Raw genomic sequence first — 26951 nt, 5'->3', positions numbered from 1 at the left:
AATGTGTTTGACAGTTAATTATTATTGGCTTGTCTCTTACCAACCAATAAATATTATGGTTAAAAAAGCTGTTTACGCTTCTACATAATCTTCAATAGGGGTACAGCTACAAACTAAATTTCTATCACCATAGGCATCGTCTACTCTACGTACTGGTGGCCAAAATTTGCTTGTTGAGATATAAGGTAAAGGAAATGCAGCTTCTTTTCGAGAATAACTAAACTTCCATTCATCAGCGGTTAGCATACTTTGTGTATGTGGTGCATTTTTTAGAACAGAATCTTGTCCTTCCTTATAAGCTTCAATTTCTGACTTTATAGAAATTAGAGCATCACAAAAACGATCTAATTCTTGTTTACTTTCACTTTCAGTAGGTTCAATCATTAAGGTACCAGCAACAGGAAATGATAGGGTAGGAGCATGGAAGCCATAATCCATCAATCGTTTTGCAATATCACCTACTTCAATACCTTTTTCTTTAAACTCTCTAAAATCTACAATCATTTCATGTGCAGCAAAGCCATTTTCTCCAGTATAAAGAATTTTGAAATGCTTCTCTAGTTTAGATTTGATATAATTTGCGTTTAAAATAGCAAATTTGGTAGCGTTAGTTAAACCATCTGCACCTAGCATTTTAATATAACCATATGAAATTAAATCGACTAAGGCAGAACCCCAAGGTGCTGAAGAAACTGCAGTAATAGCGTGTTGTCCTCCAGTTTTTACTATTGGATTTGAGGGTAAAAATGGAGCTAAGTGTTTTGCTACACATATTGGACCAACCCCAGGACCGCCACCACCATGAGGAATGGCAAATGTTTTATGTAAATTTAAATGGCAAACATCTGCACCAACAGTAGCAGGGTTCGTTAATCCTACTTGAGCATTCATATTGGCACCATCCATGTATACTTGTCCTCCATTCTTGTGAATGGCTTTTGTTATGTCCATAATTGCACTTTCAAAAACCCCATGTGTAGATGGATAAGTAACCATTAAAGCTGCTAAATTATCTTTATGTAATTCTGCCTTAGCTATTAAATCTTCTACATCAATATTTCCATCTTCAGAGGTTTTGGTTACTACTACTTTTAAACCAGCCATAACGGCAGAAGCAGGATTTGTGCCATGTGCAGAAGCAGGAATTAAACAGATGTTTCTATGAGACTCACCACGAGAGGCATGGTAGGCTCTAATTACTTTTAATCCAGTATATTCACCTTGAGCTCCTGAGTTGGGTTGCAAAGAAGTAGCAGAAAAACCTGTAATAGTATTCAAGGAATGTTCTAAATCTCTTAACATTTCTTGGTAACCTTGTGCTTGTTCTATAGGAACAAAAGGATGAATACTATTCCAACTGCTCGAGCTTAAAGGTAGCATTTCAGAAGCAGCGTTCAATTTCATAGTACAAGAACCTAAAGAAATCATAGAATCTGTTAAGGATATATCCTTTTTCTCTAATCTTTTGATGTAACGCATCATTTCTGTTTCAGAATGATAACTTTCAAAAACCTCATGTGTCAGAAAATCAGTATTACGCTTAACATCATTTGGAATTGTAATAATCTCAGTATAATTTAAATGGTCTGAATATTTTACTTTTTCTGCTTCAGCTAAGATAGAAACAATTTTTTCTACATCATTAATTGTAGTAGTTTCATTTAAAGAGATACCAATTGTAGTATGATCTAAATACAACAAGTTAATTTTAGAAGCTTCAGCAATTTTTTTAATACTATTTGCAGTAGTAACTTTTATTTTTAGAGTGTCAAAAAATGCTGTATTTTCTTGTTTTAAACCTAGTTTTTTAATCTCTTGATTTAAAATATTAGTTAAACTGTGTATTTTATTAGCTATATATTTTAATCCACTAGCACCGTGATATACGGCATACATACCAGCCATCACAGCTAATAATACTTGAGCAGTACAAATGTTTGAGGTTGCTTTTTCACGTTTAATATGTTGTTCTCGGGTTTGTAAAGCCATTCTTAAAGCATGATTGCCGTCCATATCAATGGTTACTCCAATAATGCGACCTGGTACAGATCGTTTATATTCTTCTTTAGTGGCAAAATAACCTGCGTGTGGTCCGCCATACCCCATTGGAATTCCAAAACGTTGTGATGTGCCTACGGCAACATCAGCACCCATTTCTCCTGGAGATTTTAAAATAGCTAAACTCAGCAAGTCTGCTGCAACAACAACTTTAACGTCTAGTTGATGAGCATTTTCTATAAAATGGGTATAATCATAAATTTGTCCATTTTTTGTGGGATATTGTACAATAGCACCAAAGACTTTTGAAGTAAATTCTACTTCTTCATGATGTCCATAAATAAGTTCAATACCTAAAGATTCAGAACGAGTTTTTAAAATAGAAACGGTTTGTGGTAATACGTCATCTGATACAAAGAATTGTACTGATTCATTTTTCTTTTGAGTCCTAGAACGGTTATTATATAACATAATCATGGCCTCAGCCGCAGCAGTTCCTTCATCAAGTAAAGAAGAATTAGCTAACCCTAACCCAGTAAGATCAGATATTACGGTTTGGTAATTTAATAGAGCTTCTAAACGTCCTTGAGAAATTTCTGCTTGGTACGGAGTATATGAGGTGTACCAACTTGGATTTTCAAAAATATTACGTTGAATTACAGCAGGTAAAATAGTAGGATGATACCCTAAACCGATATATGATTTATATTCTTTATTTTTTTTTGATAAATTTTGAATATAACTAGTAAATTCATATTCGCTCATTGGCGAAGGTAAATTTAAAGGTTTTTTAAGTTTGATATGATTAGGGATTGTATTGTCAATCAATTCATCAAGGCTATTAACACCAATGGTGTTAAGCATTTCGGATAGGTCATCTTCTCTTGGACCGAGGTGTCTTAAGGTAAAAGAATCCGTTTTCATTTGCTAAGGTTTAATAATTATTAATAGTCAAATGGAATGTCAAGTATTCGGATTGACATTTCATCAAGATATGTTATTTGGTGTAGGAATCTACAGATTATTAAGCGTCAAATGTAACTAAAAAAGAAGTATTTTTGAACTAAGAATAGCACAACTTATTAGCATAAATTACAATTTATTACTTTTACCAAATGCCAACATTAAAAAAGATTATAGATTTTTACATTTTTAGTAATATTCATGTTGGTTTAGCGGTATTTTGTTTGGTTAAAATAACGTTGTTATCTTATGGGAATAACAGTAATTTAATTGCTTTTTTTTGTTTGTTTTCAACAATTACTTCTTATAATTTAATTCGCATTTTTAGAGTTGAAGAGGTGCAACCTTGGTTTTTTAGATTTATAAAAAATAACAAGCTATTAATTATACTTCTTACTATTTTTAGTTGTATAGTATGTTTTTTTTTAATTTTTAGTTTTACTCTAAATACCATATTGTGGTTATTGCCTTTTGCATTAATTACGTTGTTTTATGTAAATCCGTTTTCTTTTAAAAATAAAAATTTTTCGTTGAGATATATAGCGTTGATAAAATTATTTTTAATAGCAATTTCTTGGGCGGTAGTAACAGTAATTATACCTCTAGTTCAACATAGTATTAACCTTGGATTTAATGAAATAGTAATAACTGTACAACGCTTTTTATTTGTAGTTTCAATAACTATTCCTTTTGATATAAGAGATATGTCTTATGATACTAAAAATTTAAAAACATTACCACAAACTATTGGAATTTCAAAATCAAAAGTTTTTGGATTGGTCTTTTTAATGTTATTTTTAGGTTTAGAATTTATAAAAACACCTATTTATACTGAACAATTACAGATTCATTTTTTTATATCTGTTTTGGCTTTATTTTTTTTATTGAAATCTACAGAAAATCAAAACGAATATTACAGTGCGTTTTTTGTAGAAAGTTTACCTATTATTTGGTTGGGATTGTTTCTATGGTTGCTTTAAATGAATAGTATTCAAATGCTAGGATTGTATGTATAAAAAAAGCGTCTTATTTCTAAGACGCTTTAATTTTAACTAACTCAAATAATTTATACAATGAAAACAAAAATTACTTTGTTTACATTATTATAACGGCAAAATTTATGCCAAAATTGTGTTGTGTAAAATAAATCAGGAATAAAAAATGTTAAAATTTTATAAAATATGCTTTTGAGCTTTGTATGAAGACCTTACAAGAGCACCACTTTCCACATGTCTAAATCCTAAACTTAGGCCAAATTCTTCATACTTTTTAAATTGCTCTGGTGTAATAAATTCCTTTACAGGTAAATGCATTTTACTAGGCTGTAAGTATTGACCAATAGTAATTACATCTACATTAGCATTTCTCAAATCAGTTATGGTTTGCATTACTTCATCTTCTTTTTCTCCCAAACCTAACATTATACCAGATTTAGTTCTATTAATTCCACTTTCTTTTAGATATTTAAGTACAGCTAGACTTCTATCGTATTTGGCTTGAATGCGTACTTCTCTTGTTAACCTTCTTACCGTTTCAACATTATGAGAAACCACTTCAGGGGCTACAGCTACTATTCTATCTATATTTTTATGTATTAGTTGAAAGTCTGGAATTAATGTTTCTAATGTAGTTTCAGGATTTGCTCTTCGAATAGCTTTTACTGTTTCAGCCCAAATTATAGAGCCTCCATCTTTCAAGTCGTCTCGGTCAACTGAGGTAATAACAGCATGTTTAATCTTCATTAGTTTTATAGAACGAGCAACTTTTTCTGGCTCTTCCCAATCAACAGAATCTGGTCTTCCTGTTTTTACGCCACAAAACCCACAAGAGCGTGTACAAATATTACCTAAAATCATAAATGTTGCAGTACCTTCTCCCCAACATTCTCCCATATTCGGACAACTACCACTTGTACAAATGGTGTGTAAATCGTATTTTTCGACCAAACCTCTTAGTTCAGTATATTTTTTACCAGTTGGTAATTTTACACGCAACCATTTAGGCTTTTTTACTGGAAGTATTACAGATTCTTCAGACATGGTAAAGGTTAAAAATTAAAAGGTTAAAATTTCAGCTTTTTAATGAAGCAAAGGTACAAATTCAATAATAAACCATCTTAAAAACTACATTAAAGTCTTTTTGAATAATGTTTACTATTATAATAAATTAAAAAGATACCAGAGACTAAACCCAATAAGGAAGACAATACCTGAATAACTTAATACTTTCATTGCTTTAGACGGATGCCATTTTTTAGGGGTGTGTTCTCCTGAAATTAGCATTAAATTCGCTATAGCATAAAATGGGGTGGTTAAAAAGGAAAGAATAGTAGCTATTTTAACCATGGTTATCATGTTTGAAACAAAATAAAACAAAATAATTATAGTACCAGCAGCTAATAATAAAATCCAAAAATTATAATTTAATTTAGTTTTCTTACTAAATAATAATTCAGATGATTTTGCCATAGCACGTGGTGAAGCATCTAACGCGGTAAGTGCGGTACTAAACATAGTGGTAAAAGCGGCAATTGCTATAAAAATAGAAGTTTTAGGCCCTAACGTTTCGGTATATAAAAGAATAAGTTGTTGAGCAAATTTACCAGAGTTACTACTAAATTGGTTTCCTGATTTATACATGACTAGAGCTCCAAGAGCAATAAAACAAATGGCTAAAATTGTAGTTCCAATATAGCCTATATTAAAATCTAATAATGATTGTTTTGTTGTATAGTTTTCTGGTAAATTTTTACGTTTTTCAATAGCCCATAGAGAATGCCATGTAGAAACATCTAAAGGAGCAGGCATCCATCCTAAAAAAGCAATTAAAAAACTAATTTCAATAGCACTTTTTGGAAAAATTTGCGTAAAATTAGAAGGTTCTGTTTTGTAAATTGCCATAGTAACCGCAGCTATTGTACTTACGGAAAGTATAACTATAATTACTTTTATTAATTTGTCAAGCAGTTTGTACTTTCCTATAAGTAGGCTAATTAAACATACTACAGTAATTAATACACTCCAAACTTTAGCATCTAAAGTTATTCCAAAAAGATTTGCGGCTAAGCCTCCAGTTACCATAGTAATAGCGGCTTGTATGCTAAACATAGTGGTAAATGTTAGTAAGAAATATATAATTAAAAAAACATTACCTAATCTTTTATACCCGTCTATTAAACTCTCTCCAGTTGCGGTTGCATAACGAGCTCCATACTGAAAAAAGGGATACTTAAAAAGGTTAACCAATAAAACGGCCCATAATAGTCCAAAACCAAAATCAGCACCGGCTCTAGTTGATTGAACTAAATGGGAGACACCTATAGCAGCTCCAGCAAATAGTAATCCAGGACCTAATTGTTTAATCCAATTACTTTTCATTGTATAAAAATTGGTGCAAGCTTTTGAAAGATACTTGTTTCATTTTTTATAAAAATTTAAGTTTTGTGTCAAATATCATAATCAGGAAGACACAAAAGAATAATTTGATGTTGTTAAAGTAGTAAATTTATTTTATTTGGAAAGAAAGTCTGAGGTAACGCAATAACTATTTAGATGCATTAATTATTTCTGCCAATAATTTTTTGGCTCTTAGTAGTTTTACTTTGATGTTACTCATAGGTTCATTTAATTCTTTAGTCATTTCTTTATAACTCATTTCTTGAAAAAAACGAAGGTTTATAATTTCTTGATAATGAGGTTTGAGCTGTTTTATAAAAGCTAATAATTGAGCTAAGTTTTGTTCGATGATTAATTTATCTACAGGCGAAGGTTCTTCATCTTCTATTTTATAGACTTCAGTATTTTTTTTATCAATAGAAACAGTTTCTGTTTTTACTTTACGAAGTTGATCAATAAATAAATTGTTGGCAATGGTGAGTAACCATGTTTTAAATTCATACTTTTCGTTAAAAGTATCTAGTTTATCAAAAGCTCTTGCAAAAGTTCTGATGGTTAAATCTTCAGCTTCATTTTCTTCGTTTGTTTTGCTTAGAATAAATCGATAAACATCTTTCCAAAACATATTTAGCAGAAAAGTGTAAGAGGTTTCATCTCCATTTTTTGCTTTGTTGATACTGTCAATTATATTTTCTGTTTTTTTTACCAATATTTGGGTTTTGCTATTAAATTAGAAACGAAAAGTTGAAGTTGCATAAATACTAAAAGAATATCTAATATGGGAAACCATAATGATAAATCTCTTTCGTCGAGTTTTTCAGCAGCTTTGCTTAATATTATAAACTGTAGTACTAGTCGAATTAAAACTATTACAATTACGCTCCAAAATTCCACTTCTCCAATTAACGACAAAGACAAGAGTATTATTGCTAAGATCCAAAATAGAATTTGTGAAAGATAATAAAAACCCAATAATAATTTATGAATGGGTTTGTAATAGTTAGCAGTAGTAATATGTCTTTTTTTTTGATTAAACCAAGCTTTAAAAGATGTATTTGGTTCAGAAATGGTAAAACTTTTTTTTGAAAAACAAATGGCTGTATTATTTATTTTAGCTACTTGATTTACAAAAAGGTCGTCATCGCCAGATTTGAGATTCGCATGACTTGATAATCCGTTTACTTTAATAAATAGTTCTTTATGGTAAGCTAAATTTCTTCCAACTCCCATATATGGAAGCCCTATTTTTACATAAGAAAAATATTGAATCGCTGTCATTAACGTTTCAAAACGAATTAATTTATTTAAAAATGAATTATTAATTTTACGATAAGCACCATAACCTAAAACAATTTTTTTGTTAGTTGAAAATTGTGAAGACATTTCAGAAATCCAATATTTAGAACTGGGTTCACAATCAGCATCTGAAAATAAAAGATAATCATATTTTGAAGCTTTTATCCCTTTGGAAATGGCTTTCTTTTTATTACCCGAATAGCTGTTATTAGATTTAATATCAACAACTTTTAAATGTGAAAAACGTTTTTGGTAGGTATGAAGTAAATCAGAAGAGTTATCGGTAGAACCGTCATTTACAACAATGACTTCAAAATCAGTATATCTTTGTGTAAGAAATTTTTCTAGATGTCGGCTTAAATTCTGAGCTTCGTTTCTAGCACAAATTATCACAGAAACTTTAGGTTGTAAAACATTTGAATATTGATGTTTAGTAAAAGAGAATTTACTAAATATATAAAAAAAAATTAGCTGAGTGAATACACTCAAAATAAAAATTGCATATAAAAATGACAACATTAGTTGTGTTGAGGTTCTTTACATGTATCAAATTGATCAGGTGTTTTACCACAAAAGCTACAAGCGTTTCCTTCTTTATTTAAAACAGGATTTTGACTTGCACAAGTACCAGCAAATTTACCATCTTTTTTAGCCCAAATTTTAATAGCAATTCCAGCAACAGCTAAAGCTAATAAACCTAATGTAAGTAGAAGTAATTTCATTGAAAAAAATTTTTACAAAGGTACTTAAATTCAATGAATTTTAAAAGTATCAATTTTTTTAACTATATTTAACAGAACTATTAATCAAATTTTATACTAATGAAAAATTATTTAGCAGAAATGTTCGGAACGTTTGTTCTTGTTTTTATTGGCTGCGGTAGTGCAGTTATTGCAGGTGGAGATGTCGGTTTTTTAGGAATAGCGTTTGCATTCGGTATTGCCGTGCTAGCCATGGTATATGCTATTGGACCTGTTTCAGGATGTCATATTAATCCTGCAATTACTGTCGCTATGTTATTGGCGGGTAAAATCAATACTAAAGATGCTATTGGGTATATTATCTTTCAGATTATTGGTGGTATTTTAGGTGCAGGTGTACTATATTTAATAGCTAGTGGTTTAGTAAATTATGATATTGCAATAAATGGATTAGGGCAAAATGGATATGGTATAGGTTCTCCAAATGGATATGATATGCAATCTGCTTTTATAGCAGAAGTAGTGTTAACAGCTATTTTTTTATTGGTTATTTTTGGGGTTACACATAAAGATTCTAATACTAAGTTTGCAGGTATTGCTATTGGACTTGCATTAACTATGATTCATATTGTAGGTATTCCTATAACAGGAACTTCAGTTAATCCTGCCCGCAGTATTGGGCCAGCTTTATTTGTACAGGCAGAGGCTATTTCACAATTATGGCTGTTTATTATTGCACCAATTTTAGGAGGTGTTTTAGGAGCATTAATCTGGAAAATAATTAAGCCTGTTGGGTAGAAATATAAAATTTTAAATAAAAAAAGCGGTCAGTAATTTAAAAAATTACTGACCGCTTTTTTTAATTTTATACTAATAAAATTTATTCTTTTTTTAAATAAATAGCAGCACTAATTCCAACTTCGCTCCAAGTTTTACTAACACCATCAGGTCCGGTATGAAGATCATAACATGCTTTACTTAAAGATTCTAGGGCCGCATTTGCTTTAAAGTCTTCAATATTCATAGTACCTTTCAACTCTACCAATTGACCGCTAGCTGTATAGGTAATAGGAATTTTATGTTGTACATTATTCATTTTCATATCAATATTTCCTGTACCATCGTCATTCAAGTTTAGTGTACCAGTTAACGAAACAGTTGCATCCATTACTCCAAAAAAGAGTTCTTTAAGTTTCGAATCTCTAATGGAATCATTAGAAAAAAGACTACTTATAGGAAGGTCAAAAGTAGTTCCGTTAATTGCACCAATTGCAGAGGTGTCTTTTTTAATATTATTTATTTTAATCTCTTTAAACTCACCTTTTACAGCAATTTTATCTGTGGTTTTATAACCAATCCAATTAACAGTTGTAGTTTTAGGCTCAATAGAAAACTTAGCAGATTCTTTTTTTACTTCTTTTTTACATGAAATAGCACTTAAACCTAGTACAATTCCTAAAACAATAAATGTAGATTTTTTAATAAGATTCATAATTATTCTATTTTTTTATTTGTGATTTCTTCAACTAAAGCAATATATTTTTCTTTAGCTTCTTCTGTACTTAAATTTTTTATTTGCAACCAAGCATTTAATTTAAAAGCATTTCTTAATGGAATTCCTCTCTCAGGTTGCTTATATTTTTCACCTTTAGTTGCTTGTTTGTAGTATGCATAAAATTTTAGCATAATGTCAGGCGGAACTCTTTGCGTCATATTTGAGGCAATTTCAAATGCAATTTTAAATTTATCATCTAGTTTAGACATATTCGGCAATTACAGTTTCTCCTCCTTTTACTTTATCGTTAATGGATACATTTATTTTCATATCTAAAGGTATAAATACATCTACTCTTGATCCAAATCTAATAAAACCAGAGTCGGCTCCTTGTATGGCATTATTATTTTTTTTAGCATAGTTTACAATACGCTTTGCCATGGCACCAGCAATTTGGCGGTATAATATTTTACCAATAGTATTATTTTCAACAACAACCGTTGTACGTTCATTTTCTGTAGATGATTTAGGATGCCATGCAACTAAATATTTACCAGGATGGTATTTGCTGTAAACAACATTACCACCAACAGGGTATCGAGTTACATGAACATTTAGGGGGGACATAAAAATAGAAATTTGTCTTCTTTTATCTTTGAAAAATTCATTTTCTTCAACTTCCTCAACGACTACAACCTTACCATCTACTGGAGCAATAATTTGTTGATCATTTAAAACAGTATGTCTCTTTGGATTTCTAAAAAATTGCAGAATTAATACAAACAGTATTAGAAAAAATACCATAAGTGAAGTTCTTATCCATTCAATGCCTATAAGTACATCAATCAATAAAATAATTCCAGCAAAAATTAGCATTGAAATTATAATTATTTTATATCCTTCTTTGTGAAACATTTTTTATTTTTAAGTAATAATATGTAAATATACATAAACAAAAGGTGCAGCAAAAATTATACTATCAAGTCTGTCTAAGAATCCTCCATGTCCCGGAATAAAATTACTACTATCTTTTACTGCTGCTTCTCTTTTAAATTTTGATTCAATTAAGTCACCTAATAATCCAAAACAAGAAACAATAAATGCTATAATTATCCAATTTAATAATGTAATTTCTTTTAGATATAATGATATAATATAGCCTCCAATTAAAGCTGCTATTAATCCGCCTAATGCTCCTTCAACTGTTTTATTTGGAGACACTTTTTTATAAAGTTTAGTTTTGCCAATATTACTCCCTACTATATAGGCAAAAGTATCACTTATCCAAATTAAAACAAAAACACTTATAATTATTTCAGGATGATAAATTCCTTTTATAAAAGGGATTTGAATCAGCATAGCAAAAGGCAATGCAATATATGATAATGCTAAGAAGTAATGTCCTAGCTTACTAGAAGTTAAAGTGATTTTAGATTTAAATAATTGATAAATAAGTGGAATAAACAAACTTATAATTAGTAAAAAATGTAAGTATTTATAATCTAGGATAGGGATATCAATAAAATTAACATAAACAAGACTAGCAACAACCATAGTCCATTTATAACTTAAATGTATAAGATTTTTAAATTCGTAAAGACAAATCATCATTAACAGATAAAAAATAATGTAGAACGTAACTTTGGAATAAAGAATACTGCCTAAAATTACAGCTACATAAACTATACCTGATAAAGCCCTGATAAGGATTTCTCGCATTTTATAAGTCTTCTAAAAGCAACAAATATAGCTTTTTTGCATTATTATTACCAAAGCTTAAAAAGTCATCATCTACCTTTTCTGGTTTATAGCTTTTTATAGAGCTAATATTTGTTGGGAAGTTTTTTAAATAATTTTGTTTGATACCCATTAGACCTTCGCTTTTATCTCTAACCATTTGGCTGGTTCTTGCTAAAACGATAAAGTAATCAGGTAAATCTACAATTTTATGAAAATGTACTTGTTCTGAAGAGAACAAGATACTTCCTTCATCAGCTAATAAATGCTCACAATAGGTAAAGAATGGATATTGTTTTATGATTTGTTCTGTATAATCACGTTCAACAATAGTTAAAACTTTTTTTAAATCACTATCAAAACATACAACCTTTTCCCAATTATTTTCTTGAAGAATATTTAAGAGATTTTTATTGACTTCTTCGTAGTTAGTACAGTACAAAAATTTACCACCTTTGTAAATAAAATTTTGCACAAAAGTTTCATCTAGAGAAGCCATTTTAGGAATGTTTCTTTCTGTATTTGTTTTGTCAGTTGTTTTATTAGGTTCACCTTCTGGTGTAGCACTAAATAATTTTTTTAAAAGATTCATTTTATTAGGGAGTTTCTCAAAAATAAATATTTAAGAAATTATTATACTAATTCTGTTGAAATCTCACCCTCATTGTTCACATCTTTTTGATTTGCACTTGTTTCCGTAGAATCTTCAGGTATAATATCCTCCTTTTTTGTTTCTTCTTTTTTTACTGCTAATGGTTCTTTAATAAAAGGTCTTTCACCAAGTATTTTAACTAAATCGTCACTAAAAATAACTTCTTTTTCTAATAAAAGTTCAGCTAACGTAGTTAATTCTTCTTTATGATCTGAAAGAATTTTTAAGGCTCTTTTGTATTGAGTCTCAATTAATTCCGAAATTTCTTTGTCAATTAATTTTGCTGTTTCTTCACTATATGGTTTCGAAAAATTATAATCAGATTGACCTGAAGAATCATAATACGTAATGTTTCCTAATTTTTCACTTAAGCCGTAGATAGTTATCATAGCACGAGCTTGTTTGGTAATTTTTTCCAAATCACTTAAGGCACCTGTAGAAATTTTACCAAAAATAAGCTGTTCTGCAGCTCTACCACCAAGAGCAGCACACATTTCGTCTAACATTTGCTCTGTTTGAACAATCATTCTTTCTTCCGGTAAATACCAAGCAGCTCCTAAGGATTGACCTCTAGGAACAATGGTAACTTTTACTAAAGGAGCAGCATGTTCTAGTGTCCAACTTACAGTAGCGTGTCCAGCTTCATGAAAAGCTATAGTTCGTTTTTCTTTTTGTGTTATAATCTTGTTTTTCTTTTCTAATCCACCAACAATTCTATCAACAGCATCTAGGAAATCTTGATGGTGGACGGCTTTTTTATTTTTTCTAGCAGCAACTAAAGCCGCTTCATTACAAACATTAGCAATATCAGCACCTGAAAAGCCAGGAGTTTGCTTTGCTAAGAATTCAACATCAACATCACTATCCATTTTTAAAGGTCTTATATGAACTTGAAATATTTCTTTACGTTCATTCATATCAGGTAAATCCACATAAATTTGTCTGTCAAATCTACCAGCACGCATTAAGGCTTTATCTAAGACATCAGCTCGGTTTGTTGCAGCTAATACAATTACGTTAGTATCGGTACCAAAACCGTCCATTTCTGTTAATAATTGATTTAAGGTGTTTTCACGTTCGTCATTACCGCCTGTAAAACTATTTTTACCTCTAGCTCTACCTATTGCATCAATCTCATCAATAAAAATTATTGAAGGTGATTTTTGTGCAGCTTGTTTAAATAAATCTCTAACACGAGAAGCTCCAACACCAACAAACATTTCAACAAAGTCAGATCCAGATAGAGAAAAGAATGGGACTTTAGCTTCACCAGCAACTGCTTTTGCTAATAAGGTTTTACCTGTACCAGGAGGGCCAACTAGTAAAGCTCCTTTTGGTATTTTTCCTCCTAATTTAGTGTATTTATCAGGATTTTTAAGAAAATCTACAATTTCTTGAACTTCTTCTTTTGCTCCTTCTAATCCAGCAACATCTTTGAATGAAGTTTGTACTTTTTGATCTTGGTCAAATAGTTTGGCTTTAGATTTTCCAATATTAAATATTTGGCCACCTGGTCCGCCGCCACTACCAGCACCTGACATACGACGCATAATGAAAATCCAAATTGCAATAATTATTAGAAAAGGTAACCATAGAGATAAACCTTCCCAAATACTAGTTTCATTAGTGTAACTAGTGTCAAATGATAAGCTATTTTCACTTTTTAATTGATCTAGTTTCTCTTGGAATTTACCTAATTCACCAAATTCATGAATATAAGCGGCTTCATTTTTATTAAAAAAAGGACTTTCTTTTAATTTTTTAAATTTAGCTTTCTCAAAAGCTTCATCTTTTAAATAAATCTTTGCAACATCATCATTTACGATTACAATATTTTTCACATCATCTTCTTTCAGCAACTCTACGAACTCATTTTCGGTAAGGTTGGTTGAAGCTAAATCAGAACTGTTAAAAAATTGGTAACCGATAATTAAAGCGAATAGAATTCCATAAATCCAATAAAAATTAAACTTGAACTTAAATTCCTTAAATGGCTTATTATTATTTTTGTTATTATTGTCTTTGCTCATTATTGTTTTCTAATAAATATTAAATATTAATATGAAACTTCTATTGAGGTAATTTTCGCATCACCCCATAAACTTTCAATATCATAAAACTCTCTAACTTGTTTTTGAAATATGTGCACTACTACATTAATATAATCTAATAAAACCCACTCAGCGTTAGATTCACCTTCTATGTGCCAAGGATTTTCTTTTAATGATTTACTTACTGTTTTTTGAATTGATCCTGATATTGCATTAACTTGAGTGTTTGAACCTCCTTCGCAAATGATAAAATAATCACAAACGGTATTCTCAATCTCTCTTAAGTCTAAAAGATTAATTTTTAATCCTTTAACTTTTTCAATGCCATTTATTATTTCAGAAATTAACTGATCAGTACTTACTTTATTTTTAGCCATTAACTAACTTTATAATTAATTTGCAAATGTATTAATTTTATTATTAGTGATGAATGCATCTTTAGTTTTTGTTTGAATATAACTAACTAATGCAGACATATTATTATATTTGTGTTTATATATGAAGATAGTCAAACTTAATGCCATAGATTCTACAAATATTTATTTGAGGAATTTAATTAAAAAATCTGATGTAAAAGATGCTACTGTTGTTGTGGCAAATGAACAGTTAAATGGTAGAGGTCAAGGTGATAATATCTGGATTTCGGAAAAAGGTAAAAACTTAACTTTTAGTGTGTTAATTCGGTTTGATAATTTAAATGTTGCTCATCAGCATATTTTAAATTATAGCATATCAATTGCAATTTATAATGTTTTAAGATACTATATTCCCGATAAATTATCTGTAAAATGGCCTAACGACATTTTGTCAGCAGGTAAGAAAATATGTGGAGTTTTATCAGAGTGTGTAATAAAAAGTTCTCTAGTAAATTATGCTATTGTAGGCATCGGTTTAAATGTAAATCAAGTTAAGTTTTCTAAAGGTTTAACTCAGGCCACTTCATTAAGACTAATACTAAACAAAGAAATAGATAAAGATGAACTGTTAGAAAAAATTCTAATGGAAATTCAATATCAACTTATTTCTGTAAGAAAGCAAGAGTATAAAAAGATAAAAAATCAATACGAAAAAATTCTATATAAAAAAGGGGTTCCTTCTATGTTTATAACAACTTCTGATGAACAGAAATTTTTAGGTAAAATAGTTGGCACTTCATTAATGGGCAACCTTATTGTTGAATTAGAAGATGAAACCTTAAAAGAATTTGGAATAAGAGAAATTAAGTTCGCTTAAAGTTTTCCTATATTCTCAGTAAGTGTACTGATAAATTTTTGGATAGGATTTTTAATCATCATGGCCATCATAGGATTAAATTTACCATCAAAAATTAATTGCACCTCACTAGAATTACCGTCAATTTTAACAATGTTTCCGGTTAAAGTAAAAGGGAATTTATCGCTTGTAGAGCTCAAAACTACTTTGTCGTTAGCCAATTTTTCTTGTAATTTTAATCGAATTTCAGGCATTCCTTTTAGAGCAAACAAAAAAGAGTCGTCTTTTACCTCAAATTTATCTGTGTTTTCTGGCATTATTTTCTCGTAATTTTCAACTTTTGTTAAAAATTCAAACATTTCTTCTTGAGTTTTCTTAACAACTACTTTATTTGTTTCTAAATTCATCTTTATAATTAAAAAAGGATTGGGATTTTCTTTGAGTTAAATATTGAAGGTGATGGTTTACCTAATTATTTCTTCCAAGTACTTGGATTTTTTCTCCACTGTTGTAGTGTAAATAGGTCTTCTTCGGGAACATAATTTCTAGCAATGGCCTGCTGTATTAATGTGTCATAATCACTTAATGTTGTCAATTCCACATTGGCGTCTTCAAAATTTTGAGCTGCAACATCAAAACCATAAGAAAAAATAGCAACCATGCCTTTCACTTTTATATCTTGTTCTTTAAGAGCTTTAACAGCATTTAGGCTACTTCCACCAGTACTAATTAAATCTTCTATTACAACAACAGAAGCATGTTTGTCAATTTGTCCTTCAATCTGATTTTGTCTGCCATGCTTTTTTGGCTCTGGACGTACATATATAAAAGGCAAGCCTAACTCTTGAGCCACCAATACCCCAATGGCAATTGCACCAGTAGCTACACCTGCAATTGCATCTGGTTTTCCGTATTTCTGCTCAATAATTTTAGCTAAAGACTCTCTAATAAAATTGCGTATCTGTACATGAGACAATGTTATTCTATTGTCACAATAAATAGGCGATTTCCATCCAGAAGCCCATGTAAATGGGTTTTTCGGACTCAATTTAATTGCCTTAATTTGTAGAAGAAACTCTGCGGTTTCTTTTGCTATATTTTTTTCTAAAATCATAATAGCAAAATTAAACAATTATTTTAATACTATATATTTAATGAAGTCTGTATTTTTTAACAATCATGTCATTTATTTAGTTACGAATTTAAAATATGAAATAGAAAAAAACTTTTTTCATATAAAGAATGTTGATATAATGTTAATTCTATCAACAATAGAAAAAAATACGTCCGATTCTATTTACCTTTATCACAATAATTTTGAAGATTTATGGGAACATTTTACAAGTTATTTTGTGGTAATTGAAGCAGGTGGAGGAAAAGTTGTTAATGATAAGAAGGAGGTTCTTTTTATTTATAGAAATAATAAATGGGATTTACCTAAAGGTAAAATTGAAAAAAATGAGACCATAAAAAATGCCGCTTTACGTGAAGTAGAGGAGGAGACTGGTATTGAGAATTTAAGTATTGTTGAACCTTTACCTATTACTTATCACATTTATAAACACAAAAAGAAGTATGTGCTTAAAGTTTCTTATTGGTTTAAAATGTTTTCAGATTTTAAAGGAAAACTAGTGCCCCAGCAAGAAGAAAGCATAACTAGAGTTGAATGGCTTAATAATCTTCAAATAAAAGAGGCTCTAACAAATACTTATGAGAATATAAAATTATTATTTAAAAGTAACTACATATAATATCTAAAATCGATAAATTGGATAAACTAAATGAGCTTTTTCATAGTATTTACTATGCTTATGAATCCATTCTAATTGAGCATACCAATTAGTAGAAAAATCATGGTTATTTGTTTTTTTCTCTTCAAAAGTCTTTTTAAGGTTTGGATTATTAGCCAAAACTTCTAAGGCCACATCTTCCCAAACATAAGGAGAAAATCCTTCTTTCTGTTGTAAAATAGCGTCGAAGAAATTCCAATTAAAAAAAGAATCAGGAGCTTGTGGCTCTAAGGTTTCTAATAAGTAGCGAATTCCAGGTTGTTTTATATTTATTAATACATCACCAGCTCTAAATGTCTTGATAATTTTTTCTGTTTTAACTTTGGTGTTGTAATGTTGATAATGTCCTTCGTAAGCAGATTTCCTCGTGTTATAATCGATAATTTTATATGATTGAACCGTAAAAGTAGTATCTTTTTTTATAGGGGTCATTACAATATTATTAAGCTTCAATAAATCAATTACGTTATGCCAACCTTGAGGGATAATATATCCATTAGGTATTATAACTTCTGTTGAAGGTTTATAATAATTTTGATATTTAATAGGTTTGGTAAATGGTTTTGATCGATTGTATTTTAATCTCAGATTTTCAGTTATTTTACTTGGAATCATTTGCCCTTCAAATCCTTTAAAATTTAAAGTGCTAAATCTTGTTGTATCTATTTCCCAATTTAAAGGGTAAGTTTTTTTAGATAAAATATTTAAATAGTAATTCTTTCGTAAATTAGAAATAACGTCAGCTTCTTCTTCCATAATTTCAATCATACTTACCATCAGTTCGTAAGTACCATTAACTCGTTGCTTATAGGGTTTCAACATGTGAGTTTCAACCATCATTCCCAACGTATTAAATAATGTTGTATAACCAGTTGAATATCTAGGATAATCTATAAATTGAGAAAATCCTTTGTCTGGTGTTTTATTAAAAACATTTACATAAGGGGTGATGTCCCATTTTTTTTTAGCTAGTTTCTTTTCTAGTTCTGGTCTTAATTTTGTGTTGACATATTTCCCTAAACTTCCACCTAGTTTATTGTGTTGCGTAAACAAGTGAGTTAGTGTGTATTGATAATCAGCACCATTACTAACATGGTTGTCAATAAAAACATCAGGTTGTACTAAGTGAAAAATCTTGGCGAAAGTTTTGGCATTTTTAGTGTCATTTTTAATAAAATCACGGTTTAAATCAAAATTTCGGGCATTTCCTCTAAAACCATATTCTTTTGGGCCATTTTGATTGGTTCTACTGTGAGAGTTTCTATTTAAGCTACCTCCAACATTATAAATTGGAATAGCTACTAAAACTACATTTTTTGGTGACTTTATTTTGCCTTGAGCAATATCCCTATATAACATCATGGTAGCATCAATTCCGTCACTTTCTCCAGGATGGATTCCATTATTAATAAGTAGTACTGTTTTTGATTTTTTTATTTCTAAAAAGTCAAACTCTTTATCTGGATTGAATACCGCTATATGTAATGGTTTACCAGCGTCCGTTTTACCAATTTTTATAAGTTCAATTGTAGCATAATTTTTGGCTAAATTTGTGTAAAACTCAATTGTTTGATTGTAAGTTGCAGTTTCTGTTCCATTACTTTTTTCAAATATAGTGGTAAATTCAGTCTTGGTTTGACCATCTGCCATAAAGGAAGCACAAAGGAATAAAAAGAGAAGATAAATTTTTTGCATAATTTTATTTTAAGCATCAAACTTAATAAAAATAGTATTATATATTCTTGTGGTTCTTTAGATTAACTGTATTTTTGCGGCTTCAAAATTAAAATGCAATGACTGAATTTATTAGAAAAAGAGCATCTAACGCTAAAAATGACATTTTAAGTGGACTTACTGTAGCTTTAGCTTTAGTACCAGAAGCAGTTGCATTTGCATTTGTTGCTGGTGTTGATCCTTTAGTAGGGTTGTATGCAGCGTTTATGATAGGTTTAATTACAGCTGCTTTTGGTGGGAGACCAGGTATGATTTCTGGAGCAACTGGTGCGTTGGCAGTGGTTATGGTAACGTTAGTGGCAAAAGGGAATGCGATGGGAAGTCCTAATGAAGAATTAGGGTTATATTACCTTTTTGCAACAGTTATTTTAATGGGAATTATTCAAATGCTTGCAGGAATTTTTAAGCTAGGAAAATTTGTTAGATTAATACCGCATCCTGTAATGATGGGGTTTGTAAATGGATTAGCCATTGTTATATTTTTGTCTCAACTTGGCATGTTTAAAGAGAATATAAAAGATGCTTATGGAAATAATAAAATAAAAACTGAATCTGTTATTAAAATTATGAATATAGCAGACAATAAAGTCTATGATGCAGATTCAGGTAAATTGTTATTTATCAAAGAAAATAATCAATTGATTGATGCGGATACTAAAGAAGTGAAATTTGATATTTACGATAATCAAGTCTTTGATATAAAAAATAAAGAAGTAAAGTTTAATATTGAACCTTCAGCTATCTATTCAATTAAAAAAATTGGTGCCGCAAAAAAATGGTTACCAAAACAGGAACTTCTATTAATGTCTGGCTTGGTACTTCTAACAATGTTATTAATGTTTGGGTTGCCAAAAATTTCTAAAAAAATACCTGATGGACTGGTAGCTATTGTGGTGGTTTCTGCTATTGCTATTTTTGGGAAATTAGATGTGGCTACAGTTGGTAGTTTCATTGCAGATGGAGGTGGAGATGGGTTAAAAGGTGGATTGCCTAAGTTTCAATTTGATATATTCGAAAAGGTTCCTTTTACTTGGGAAACCTTAAAATTTATTGGTCCTTATGCATTAATTTTAGCTGCTATTGGATTAATTGAATCCTTAATGACTTTAAATTTAGTTGATGAACTTACAGAAACCAGAGGGAATTCAAATCGTGAATGTTTGGCTCAAGGTGGTGCAAATATAGTAACAGGATTTTTTGGAGGTATGGGAGGTTGTGCTATGATTGGTCAATCTATCATTAATATAAAAGGAGGGGGTAGAGGTAGACTGTCGGGTATAGTGGCTGCTTTAGCTTTATTAGGCTTTATTTTATTTGCATCAGGGTTAATTGAGCAAGTACCTATCGCAGCTCTTGTCGGTGTTATGTTTATGGTGGTCATTGGAACTTTTGCCTGGTCAAGTTTTAGAATTATAAATAAAATACCTGTTAGTGATTTAATAGTCTTGGTATTAGTATCTACACTTACTGTAATTTTCGATTTAGCCATTGCAGTAATTGCAGGTGTAATTGTAAGTGCCTTGGTGTTTTCTTGGGAAAATGCTAAACGTATTCGTGCTAGAAAACGTATGCGTGAAGATGGAACTAAGGTTTACGAAATTTGGGGGCCTTTGTTTTTTGGATGTATTCAAGAATTTAATAATAAATTTGATGTAAAAAATGATCCTGATAAAGTGGAAATTGACTTTGTTGAATCTCGTATTAGCGATCACTCTGCACTCGAAGCTGTATTTAATCTTGTAAAAAAATATGAAGATGCAGGTAAGGAAATTAAATTAAAACATTTAAGTGAGGAATGTAAAGAATTACTTTATAAAGCGAGTCCAAAGTTTCAAGAAGTAATAGTAGAAGACATTGACGATCCACGTTATCATTTGGCTGCTGACCCTGAAAAATTTACCAAAGGATTAGGAGAGTATAAAGATTTGTAAATATTTTATAAAAATAGGTTAGGCTAGTTTATTATTTAATTATGAAAACATTTCAGAAAGAAATTAAATTGCCACCTCATAAAAGAGGATTTCATCTTATTACTAATAAAATTCTTCAAAATATTCCAGAGATAAAAGAGATTAAAACTGGTATTCTTCAGGTTTTTATAAAGCATACATCTGCTAGTTTAACAATTAATGAAAATGCAGATCCAACTGTTAGACAAGATTTTGAAAGTCATTTTAAAATTCTAGTTCCTGAAAATGCTCCTTATTATATACATACTTATGAAGGATCAGATGACATGCCAGCTCATATTAAATCATCTTTACTAGGAACTTCTATTCAAATTCCCATAACTGACGGAAAATTAAATTTAGGTATTTGGCAAGGAATATATCTTTGTGAACATCGAAATAATGCTAATTCACGTTCTATTGTTATTACCGCTTTTGGATTGTAATGGAGGGGCTTACTACCATCTCTTCTTGATTCAACGATTTTGTTTGGCCTTATATAACTGTTCTAAAACTACTTCTACACCGTAATCTTCATTGCTTTTTGTAGAATAATTGGCAACTTTTTTTACATCAGGATGTGCATTTTCCATAGCAAAACTATAATCGGCTAATTCTAGCATTTCTAAATCATTATTATAATCACCAAAAACCATAGTTTCTTTTGGGCTAATTCCCATTTTTTGTTGCAGTTGCTTTAAAGCAAAACCTTTATTGGCATTTACATGAGATATATCTAACCAATTCTGTCCTGATACTTTTATTTTCATTTCACCTTCCAAATGTTTTAAAGCTGGAAACAGATATTTTTCAGAAGATTCAAAATGATAAATTGCTATTTTTAATATTGGATCATTTGTTACTTTACTAAGATCTTTTACCATTTTATATTTATTATAATATTCATCAAATAAAGAAATAAAATCTTGGTTTTCAGTTTCTACATAAGCACATTCTTTTCCGCATAATACTGCATAACCACCATTTAATTCACGTATTAATGGAATTAATTCTCTTGTCTTTTCAATTGATAAATCGGTAAATAAAAGCTCCTTATCTCCTTGCATTGTAAGTCCACCATTTTCAGCAACAATGGTAATATCATTTAATATAGATTCAAATTTGGCACTCATGCTGTGATATTGCCGCCCACTAGCAGCTACAAAATGAACATGATTTTTTAGATTGTGAAAAAGCTCAAAGAAATGATTACTCACTTCATGGTTAGAATTTAAAAGTGTACCGTCTAAATCAGTAACTACCAGCTTTACATTACTTAAATCCATAAATTATATTTTTATGCAAAAATAAGACTCTTAATTTTGATAAACATGTTTTTAGTGCCACATATAAAGTAAGAATACTCTAACTTAAAATTAAATAACAGTAAATGCTTTAGAACTAAATAACTACAAAAAAAAATCCCGAACCAAGGTTCAGGATTTTTTTATAAGTAAGAATATTATTATTTATTTAACTTTATCTACTATGGCTTTAAAAGCATCAGGATGATTCATTGCTAAATCAGCTAATACTTTTCTGTTTAACTCAATGTTATTGGCTTTTATTTTACCCATAAACTGAGAATATGACATTCCATGTTGACGTGCTCCTGCGTTTATACGCTGAATCCACAACCCTCTAAAGTTACGTTTTTTGTTTTTTCTATCACGGTATGAATAAGACATTGCTTTTTCAACCGCATTTTTGGCTACTGTATAAACGTTTTTACGTCTTCCAAAATAACCTTTAGCTTGTTTTAATATTTTTTTTCTGCGAGCTCTTTTAGCTACTGAGTTTACCGATCTTGGCATAATTTTAATTGTTTTTGAGTTAGGCAGCCATTATTTATATCATTGGCATTTTATAAGCACTAACACATGGTTAATAATTCCTTGTACTCCAGAGCATTTTGCTTTGAAGTATTTCATAGACTATAATCTATTTTAATTTTAACATTTTTAACACGTTTCTTTCATCAGCTTTATGTACTAATGCAGAATGAGTTAACTTTAACTTACGTTTTTTTGATTTTTTTGTTAAAATATGACTTTTAAAAGCGTGTTTTCTTTTAATTTTACCAGTACCTGTTAGCTTAAAGCGTTTTTTAGCACTAGATTTTGTTTTCATTTTAGGCATTTTCTCCTGCTTTTTATATTTATTCTTACTTATTTTCTTTACTCTGAGAGATATTTTTATGCGATCTCTTAAATTTAATTAGTAATTATCCACCTTGTTTTAAAAAACAATTATGAATATAGGTTTATTTCTTTTTAGGTGCAATAAACATGGTCATTCGCTTACCTTCTAATCGAGGTAATTGTTCAACTTTTCCGTACTCTTCTAAATCAGTGGCTAATCTTAATAATAAAATTTCACCTTGATCTTTATAAACTATAGAGCGTCCTTTAAAAAACACATAGGCTTTAAGTTTAGCACCTTCACTTAAAAACTTAATTGCATGTTTCTTTTTGAATTCGTAATCATGGTCATCAGTATTAGGACCAAAACGAATCTCTTTCATTACAACTTTACTCGCTTTAGCTTTTAATGCTTTTTCCCGTTTCTTTTGTTCGTATAAAAACTTTTTATAGTCAATAACTTTACAAACAGGTGGGGACGCGTTTGGAGATATTTCTACTAAATCTAACTCTTGCTCTTGAGCAATTTTTTTTGCTTGAGCTAAGGGATAGACCCCTATCTCTACGTTATCTCCAACTAAACGAACTTCTTGAGCTCGAATGTTACCGTTTATGCGATGTGCATCTTCTTTTTGTATTCTCCAAGGTTTTCTACCTCCTTTTCTACGTATTGCTATGGCTGTAAATTTTTAATTAAACTTAAACTGTTGTAATGTACTATTTATTTCTTTATTTACCAAAGATGAAAATTCATCTACGGTTATTTTTCCTAAATCTTCGCCTCCGTGTCTTCTAACGGAAATAGTTTCAGACTTTTCTTCTTCTTCACCTATAATTATCATAAACGGAATTTTAGTTACTTCAGCGTCTCTAATCTTTTTCCCCGTTTTTTCATTTCTGTCATCTATCAGGCCGCGAATTTCGTAATTTTCCAGCAATTGTAAAACTTTTTTGCTATATTTTTCATATTTCTCACTGATAGGCAATAAAATAACTTGCTCAGGCATTAACCACAAAGGAAAGTTACCTCCAGAATGTTCTAAAAGCAAAGCAATAAATCTTTCCATAGATCCAAAGGGAGCTCTATGAATCATTACAGGTCTATGTAGTTGGTTGTCAGCACCTTTATAGGTTAGGTCAAAGCGTTTTGGTAAGTTGTAATCAACTTGAATAGTTCCTAATTGCCAACTTCTACCCAATGCATCCTTTACCATAAAGTCTAACTTTGGTCCGTAAAAAGCAGCTTCTCCTTCAACAACAACGTAGTCTAATCCTTTGTCTTTTGCAGCGTTAATAATTGCTTGTTCAGCTATTTCCCATGTATCTGTATCGCCAATGTATTTGTCTAAATTATTCATATCTCTAATGGAAACTTGAGTAGAAAAATTATCAAATCCAAGTGAGCCAAATACATATAATACTAAGTCAATAACATTTTTAAACTCTTCATCCAATTGTTCTGGTGTACAAAATATGTGAGCATCATCTTGTGTAAAACCTCTAACACGTGTTAGCCCGTGTAATTCACCACTTTGTTCATATCGGTAAACTGTGCCAAATTCTGCAAATCGCTTTGGTAAATCTTTGTAAGAATATGGCTTGTTATTGTATATTTCGCAATGATGAGGACAATTCATAGGTTTTAATAAAAACTCTTCATCCTCTTTTGGGGTATGTATTGGTTGAAAACTATCTTCTCCATATTTAGCATAATGTCCCGAAGTTACATACAATTCTTTTTGACCGATATGAGGCGTAACCACCATTTCGTAACCAGCTTTTTTCTGAGCTTTTTTTAGAAAATTTTCTAATCTTTCACGTAAAGCAGCTCCTTTTGGAAGCCATAAGGGTAATCCTTGCCCTACTTTAGGTGAAAAAGTAAATAATTCAAGCTCTTTTCCAAGTTTTCTGTGATCACGTTTTTTTGCTTCTTCAAGTAAGTTTAAATATTCTGTAAGTTCTTTTTGTTTAGGGAATGAAATACCATAAACTCGAGTCAATTGTTTGTTTTTTTCATCACCACGCCAATAGGCTCCAGCAACACTCATTATTTTAACAGCTTTAATAAACCCTGTATTGGGTATGTGCCCACCACGGCATAAATCTGTAAAATCCGCATGATCGCAAAAAGTAATCTCTCCATCAGTTAAATTTTCAATTAACTCAACTTTAAATTCATTGTTAAGATTCTTGTAATATTGTAGAGCGTCTTTTTTGGAAACTGGTCTTAATTTGAATTCAAACTTTTCTCTAGCAAATTCAATCATTTTATTCTCTATCTTCTTAAAATCGTTATCGGATAAGGTTTTATCGCCAAAATCCACATCATAATAAAATCCCTTTTCTATAGCGGGTCCAATAGTAAGTTTGGCATCCGGATAAAAATGCAAAAGAGCCTGTGCTAAAAGGTGTGCAGAAGAGTGCCAGAATGCTTTTTTTCCTTCGTCATCTTTCCATGTGTATAATATTAAGGTGCCATCCTGAGTTAATTTAGTTGAGGTTTCTACAGTAATGTCATTAAATTTTGCAGAAATAACATTTCTAGCAAAGCCTTCACTAATACTTTTTGCAACATCCATAGGAGTGCTATTTTTTACAACTTCTTTAATAGAGCCGTCGGGTAATGTAATTTTAATCATAAATATGGTAAATAAGGGTGCAAAGATATTACTAATTCTTTAACAACAAGAATTTTTTTAATATTAACAAAGCCTATTATTGTTGTATTACTATGATATAAGTGTTGGTTGTTTTCTTTGTTAATTGGTTATGTATAATCATTCTTAAATGAATTGATATTCAATTAATATAGGTATTGTTATTTTTTAGTTTTAAGTAAATAATTGGAAGAAGTAATTTGTTGCAGTGGGAGAGGTGCGAGTGGATGAAATTTTATTAGTGTCTCAATTTTATTATATAATATGTATAAGACGATTTGAATTGTGATGTAATTTATGAAGTAAATGATATCTTTTGTGTTTTAATTGAGTAGTGTTAAAAATAAGTTATTGAGGTTTAGCTTATTAAAAAATATTATCATTTTTATTTAAAATAATCTTGGTAAAAGAATAAAACCATTGTATATTTGCACCCGCTTTGGGAGAGATGATGAGTGGTAGTTTTTTGAAAAGTTGTTTTGAGAGAAAAAATAAAAAAAAAGTTTATTTTTTTCTTGCGGGGAAGAAAAAAGGTTTTATATTTGCACCCGCTTAGCGAAACAGCTAATAAATGAAATAGTGATTTGGTAAAATAAACGGGTTCGATTCCTGTTCACTAACGAAGATGTACCTAATATATATTGGGTATTTTTTTTCGAAAAAACTGAGAGGTTTAATCGAAGGAGTTCATTGAAAATATTGAAAATTGACAGCGTAAAAATAGAGTAAAATTATAGGTTTGAACCTAGTTAATTTTTTTTGAGAAACTTTTCGTTTTTAAAGAGATTTAAAATTTATACGATGGAGAGTTTGATCCTGGCTCAGGATGAACGCTAGCGGCAGGCTTAACACATGCAAGTCGAGGGGTAACAGGAGTAGCTTGCTACTTGCTGACGACCGGCGCACGGGTGAGTAACGCGTATACAATTTGCCTTATACTGGAGAATAACCAGAAGAAATTCTGACTAATACTCCATAGTATTATAGATTGGCATCAATTTATAATTAAAGATTTATTGGTATAAGATAAGTATGCGTCCTATTAGTTAGATGGTAAGGTAACGGCTTACCATGACGATGATAGGTAGGGGTCCTGAGAGGGAGATCCCCCACACTGGTACTGAGACACGGACCAGACTCCTACGGGAGGCAGCAGTGAGGAATATTGGACAATGGAGGC

The 26951-nt window shown here is 30.4% G+C and carries 27 protein-coding genes and 1 rRNA gene (1 of these 28 only partly in view); 7 read left to right on the top strand and 21 right to left on the bottom strand.

Annotated elements, in window-relative coordinates:
• Positions 1-72: 72 nt before the first annotated feature.
• Positions 73-2922: an aminomethyl-transferring glycine dehydrogenase gene (gene gcvP, locus EGM88_RS03120; protein ID WP_123896518.1), complete on the bottom strand. Its 2850-nt coding sequence runs from the start codon at positions 2920-2922 to the stop codon at positions 73-75.
• A gap of 569 nt (positions 2923-3491) precedes the next feature.
• Here gcvP and EGM88_RS03115 point away from each other — a divergent pair.
• Positions 3492-3941, top strand: a complete 450-nt coding sequence (locus EGM88_RS03115) for a UbiA prenyltransferase family protein (RefSeq protein ID WP_123896517.1) — start codon at positions 3492-3494, stop codon at positions 3939-3941.
• Between the two features lie 192 nt (positions 3942-4133).
• Here EGM88_RS03115 and lipA read toward each other — a convergent pair whose 3' ends face one another.
• From lipA to EGM88_RS03090, 5 genes are all read right to left on the bottom strand, one after another.
• Positions 4134-5000, bottom strand: coding sequence for a lipoyl synthase (lipA, locus tag EGM88_RS03110; protein WP_123896516.1), 867 nt, complete (start codon positions 4998-5000; stop codon positions 4134-4136).
• A 117-nt stretch (positions 5001-5117) separates the two neighbouring features.
• Complete coding sequence (locus tag EGM88_RS03105) at positions 5118-6338, bottom strand: Nramp family divalent metal transporter (protein ID WP_123896515.1); 1221 nt, start codon at positions 6336-6338, stop codon at positions 5118-5120.
• 166 nt (positions 6339-6504) lie between these two features.
• Positions 6505-7065 (bottom strand): RNA polymerase sigma factor, encoded by a 561-nt coding sequence (locus EGM88_RS03100; RefSeq protein WP_123896514.1) that lies wholly within the window; start codon positions 7063-7065, stop codon positions 6505-6507.
• Positions 7059-8045, bottom strand: coding sequence for a glycosyltransferase (locus EGM88_RS03095; RefSeq protein ID WP_238988365.1), 987 nt, complete (start codon positions 8043-8045; stop codon positions 7059-7061). Before EGM88_RS03095 ends, EGM88_RS03100 begins: the two co-directional genes overlap by 7 nt.
• A gap of 125 nt (positions 8046-8170) precedes the next feature.
• The gene (locus EGM88_RS03090) at positions 8171-8374 is read right to left on the bottom strand and encodes a membrane or secreted protein (RefSeq protein ID WP_123896512.1); all 204 of its coding nucleotides are present in this window, start codon (positions 8372-8374) and stop codon (positions 8171-8173) included.
• A 99-nt stretch (positions 8375-8473) separates the two neighbouring features.
• Between EGM88_RS03090 and aqpZ the strand changes: the two genes are divergently transcribed.
• On the top strand, positions 8474-9151 hold the full coding sequence (aqpZ, locus tag EGM88_RS03085; protein ID WP_123896511.1) for an aquaporin Z: 678 nt from the start codon (positions 8474-8476) through the stop codon (positions 9149-9151).
• Positions 9152-9233: 82 nt separating this feature from the next.
• On the opposite strand, the gene EGM88_RS03080 is transcribed toward aqpZ, so the two are convergent.
• From EGM88_RS03080 to rsfS, 7 genes are read right to left on the bottom strand one after another with little or no spacing between them, the layout of a single operon-like run.
• On the bottom strand, positions 9234-9845 hold the full coding sequence (locus tag EGM88_RS03080) for a YceI family protein (protein ID WP_123896510.1): 612 nt from the start codon (positions 9843-9845) through the stop codon (positions 9234-9236).
• A gap of 2 nt (positions 9846-9847) precedes the next feature.
• Entirely contained in the window at positions 9848-10117 is a 270-nt protein-coding gene (locus EGM88_RS03075; protein WP_123896509.1) for an acyl-CoA-binding protein, read from the bottom strand.
• Complete coding sequence (locus EGM88_RS03070) at positions 10110-10763, bottom strand: phosphatidylserine decarboxylase family protein (protein WP_123896508.1); 654 nt, start codon at positions 10761-10763, stop codon at positions 10110-10112. Before EGM88_RS03070 ends, EGM88_RS03075 begins: the two co-directional genes overlap by 8 nt.
• A gap of 9 nt (positions 10764-10772) precedes the next feature.
• A complete protein-coding gene (locus EGM88_RS03065) occupies positions 10773-11567 on the bottom strand; it encodes a phosphatidate cytidylyltransferase (protein ID WP_123896507.1) in 795 nt (264 codons plus the stop codon).
• A gap of 1 nt (position 11568) precedes the next feature.
• A complete protein-coding gene (locus EGM88_RS03060; protein WP_123896506.1) occupies positions 11569-12177 on the bottom strand; it encodes a hypothetical protein in 609 nt (202 codons plus the stop codon).
• A 41-nt stretch (positions 12178-12218) separates the two neighbouring features.
• A complete protein-coding gene (gene ftsH / locus EGM88_RS03055) occupies positions 12219-14267 on the bottom strand; it encodes an ATP-dependent zinc metalloprotease FtsH (protein ID WP_123896505.1) in 2049 nt (682 codons plus the stop codon).
• Positions 14268-14293: 26 nt separating this feature from the next.
• Positions 14294-14665, bottom strand: coding sequence for a ribosome silencing factor (gene rsfS / locus EGM88_RS03050; protein WP_123896504.1), 372 nt, complete (start codon positions 14663-14665; stop codon positions 14294-14296).
• Between the two features lie 121 nt (positions 14666-14786).
• On the opposite strand from rsfS, the gene EGM88_RS03045 reads away from it, so the two are divergent.
• Positions 14787-15521 carry a biotin--[acetyl-CoA-carboxylase] ligase gene (locus EGM88_RS03045; RefSeq protein WP_123896503.1) on the top strand — a complete coding sequence of 245 codons (735 nt, stop codon included), beginning with the start codon at positions 14787-14789 and terminating at the stop codon, positions 15519-15521.
• On the opposite strand, the gene EGM88_RS03040 is transcribed toward EGM88_RS03045, so the two are convergent.
• Both EGM88_RS03040 and pyrE read right to left on the bottom strand, forming a co-directional pair.
• On the bottom strand, positions 15518-15907 hold the full coding sequence (locus EGM88_RS03040; RefSeq protein WP_123896502.1) for an SRPBCC family protein: 390 nt from the start codon (positions 15905-15907) through the stop codon (positions 15518-15520). The genes EGM88_RS03045 and EGM88_RS03040 overlap by 4 nt on opposite strands.
• A gap of 65 nt (positions 15908-15972) precedes the next feature.
• Positions 15973-16614 carry an orotate phosphoribosyltransferase gene (pyrE, locus tag EGM88_RS03035; protein ID WP_123896501.1) on the bottom strand — a complete coding sequence of 214 codons (642 nt, stop codon included), beginning with the start codon at positions 16612-16614 and terminating at the stop codon, positions 15973-15975.
• 40 nt (positions 16615-16654) lie between these two features.
• Between pyrE and EGM88_RS03030 the strand changes: the two genes are divergently transcribed.
• Positions 16655-17251, top strand: a complete 597-nt coding sequence (locus EGM88_RS03030; RefSeq protein ID WP_123896500.1) for an NUDIX hydrolase — start codon at positions 16655-16657, stop codon at positions 17249-17251.
• A 3-nt stretch (positions 17252-17254) separates the two neighbouring features.
• Here the strand turns inward: EGM88_RS03030 and EGM88_RS03025 are convergent, their stop codons facing one another.
• Positions 17255-18985: a M14 family metallopeptidase gene (locus EGM88_RS03025; protein WP_123896499.1), complete on the bottom strand. Its 1731-nt coding sequence runs from the start codon at positions 18983-18985 to the stop codon at positions 17255-17257.
• A 98-nt stretch (positions 18986-19083) separates the two neighbouring features.
• On the opposite strand from EGM88_RS03025, the gene EGM88_RS03020 reads away from it, so the two are divergent.
• Complete coding sequence (locus EGM88_RS03020; RefSeq protein ID WP_123896498.1) at positions 19084-20955, top strand: SulP family inorganic anion transporter; 1872 nt, start codon at positions 19084-19086, stop codon at positions 20953-20955.
• A gap of 41 nt (positions 20956-20996) precedes the next feature.
• Entirely contained in the window at positions 20997-21419 is a 423-nt protein-coding gene (locus EGM88_RS03015; protein ID WP_123896497.1) for a secondary thiamine-phosphate synthase enzyme YjbQ, read from the top strand.
• Between the two features lie 30 nt (positions 21420-21449).
• Here EGM88_RS03015 and EGM88_RS03010 read toward each other — a convergent pair whose 3' ends face one another.
• From EGM88_RS03010 to thrS, 5 genes are all read right to left on the bottom strand, one after another.
• Positions 21450-22259, bottom strand: a complete 810-nt coding sequence (locus EGM88_RS03010) for an HAD family hydrolase (protein ID WP_123896496.1) — start codon at positions 22257-22259, stop codon at positions 21450-21452.
• A 183-nt stretch (positions 22260-22442) separates the two neighbouring features.
• A complete protein-coding gene (gene rplT / locus EGM88_RS03005) occupies positions 22443-22787 on the bottom strand; it encodes a 50S ribosomal protein L20 (RefSeq protein WP_123896495.1) in 345 nt (114 codons plus the stop codon).
• 127 nt (positions 22788-22914) lie between these two features.
• Positions 22915-23112 (bottom strand): 50S ribosomal protein L35, encoded by a 198-nt coding sequence (gene rpmI / locus EGM88_RS03000; protein WP_123896494.1) that lies wholly within the window; start codon positions 23110-23112, stop codon positions 22915-22917.
• A 124-nt stretch (positions 23113-23236) separates the two neighbouring features.
• Positions 23237-23752, bottom strand: a complete 516-nt coding sequence (gene infC / locus EGM88_RS02995) for a translation initiation factor IF-3 (protein ID WP_262695637.1) — start codon at positions 23750-23752, stop codon at positions 23237-23239.
• Positions 23753-23803: 51 nt separating this feature from the next.
• The gene (gene thrS, locus EGM88_RS02990; RefSeq protein WP_123896492.1) at positions 23804-25753 is read right to left on the bottom strand and encodes a threonine--tRNA ligase; all 1950 of its coding nucleotides are present in this window, start codon (positions 25751-25753) and stop codon (positions 23804-23806) included.
• 816 nt (positions 25754-26569) lie between these two features.
• Here thrS and EGM88_RS02985 point away from each other — a divergent pair.
• Positions 26570-26951: ribosomal RNA gene (locus EGM88_RS02985) — 16S ribosomal RNA — on the top strand (it continues 1140 nt past the right edge of the window).

Origin of the sequence: Aureibaculum marinum (assembly GCF_003813905.1) — a bacterium.
Classification (GTDB): domain Bacteria; phylum Bacteroidota; class Bacteroidia; order Flavobacteriales; family Flavobacteriaceae; genus Aureibaculum; species Aureibaculum marinum.
The sequence above is the reverse complement of the archived record's forward strand: the minus strand, read 5'-3'. Positions and strand labels throughout refer to the sequence as shown.

Excerpts from the sequence above, each read along its gene's own strand:
- gcvP (WP_123896518.1), bottom strand. The coding sequence starts at position 2,922 with ATGAAAACGGATTCTTTTACCTTAAGACACCTCGGTCCAAGAGAAGAT.
- lipA (WP_123896516.1), bottom strand. The coding sequence starts at position 5,000 with ATGTCTGAAGAATCTGTAATACTTCCAGTAAAAAAGCCTAAATGGTTG.
- EGM88_RS03105 (WP_123896515.1), bottom strand. The coding sequence starts at position 6,338 with ATGAAAAGTAATTGGATTAAACAATTAGGTCCTGGATTACTATTTGCT.
- EGM88_RS03090 (WP_123896512.1), bottom strand. The coding sequence starts at position 8,374 with ATGAAATTACTTCTACTTACATTAGGTTTATTAGCTTTAGCTGTTGCT.
- aqpZ (WP_123896511.1), top strand. The coding sequence starts at position 8,474 with ATGAAAAATTATTTAGCAGAAATGTTCGGAACGTTTGTTCTTGTTTTT.
- EGM88_RS03080 (WP_123896510.1), bottom strand. The coding sequence starts at position 9,845 with ATGAATCTTATTAAAAAATCTACATTTATTGTTTTAGGAATTGTACTA.
- EGM88_RS03075 (WP_123896509.1), bottom strand. The coding sequence starts at position 10,117 with ATGTCTAAACTAGATGATAAATTTAAAATTGCATTTGAAATTGCCTCA.
- EGM88_RS03070 (WP_123896508.1), bottom strand. The coding sequence starts at position 10,763 with ATGTTTCACAAAGAAGGATATAAAATAATTATAATTTCAATGCTAATT.
- EGM88_RS03065 (WP_123896507.1), bottom strand. The coding sequence starts at position 11,567 with ATGCGAGAAATCCTTATCAGGGCTTTATCAGGTATAGTTTATGTAGCT.
- EGM88_RS03060 (WP_123896506.1), bottom strand. The coding sequence starts at position 12,177 with ATGAATCTTTTAAAAAAATTATTTAGTGCTACACCAGAAGGTGAACCT.
- ftsH (WP_123896505.1), bottom strand. The coding sequence starts at position 14,267 with ATGAGCAAAGACAATAATAACAAAAATAATAATAAGCCATTTAAGGAA.
- rsfS (WP_123896504.1), bottom strand. The coding sequence starts at position 14,665 with ATGGCTAAAAATAAAGTAAGTACTGATCAGTTAATTTCTGAAATAATA.
- EGM88_RS03045 (WP_123896503.1), top strand. The coding sequence starts at position 14,787 with ATGAAGATAGTCAAACTTAATGCCATAGATTCTACAAATATTTATTTG.
- EGM88_RS03040 (WP_123896502.1), bottom strand. The coding sequence starts at position 15,907 with ATGAATTTAGAAACAAATAAAGTAGTTGTTAAGAAAACTCAAGAAGAA.
- pyrE (WP_123896501.1), bottom strand. The coding sequence starts at position 16,614 with ATGATTTTAGAAAAAAATATAGCAAAAGAAACCGCAGAGTTTCTTCTA.
- EGM88_RS03030 (WP_123896500.1), top strand. The coding sequence starts at position 16,655 with ATGAAGTCTGTATTTTTTAACAATCATGTCATTTATTTAGTTACGAAT.
- EGM88_RS03025 (WP_123896499.1), bottom strand. The coding sequence starts at position 18,985 with ATGCAAAAAATTTATCTTCTCTTTTTATTCCTTTGTGCTTCCTTTATG.
- EGM88_RS03020 (WP_123896498.1), top strand. The coding sequence starts at position 19,084 with ATGACTGAATTTATTAGAAAAAGAGCATCTAACGCTAAAAATGACATT.
- EGM88_RS03015 (WP_123896497.1), top strand. The coding sequence starts at position 20,997 with ATGAAAACATTTCAGAAAGAAATTAAATTGCCACCTCATAAAAGAGGA.
- EGM88_RS03010 (WP_123896496.1), bottom strand. The coding sequence starts at position 22,259 with ATGGATTTAAGTAATGTAAAGCTGGTAGTTACTGATTTAGACGGTACA.
- rplT (WP_123896495.1), bottom strand. The coding sequence starts at position 22,787 with ATGCCAAGATCGGTAAACTCAGTAGCTAAAAGAGCTCGCAGAAAAAAA.
- rpmI (WP_123896494.1), bottom strand. The coding sequence starts at position 23,112 with ATGCCTAAAATGAAAACAAAATCTAGTGCTAAAAAACGCTTTAAGCTA.
- thrS (WP_123896492.1), bottom strand. The coding sequence starts at position 25,753 with ATGATTAAAATTACATTACCCGACGGCTCTATTAAAGAAGTTGTAAAA.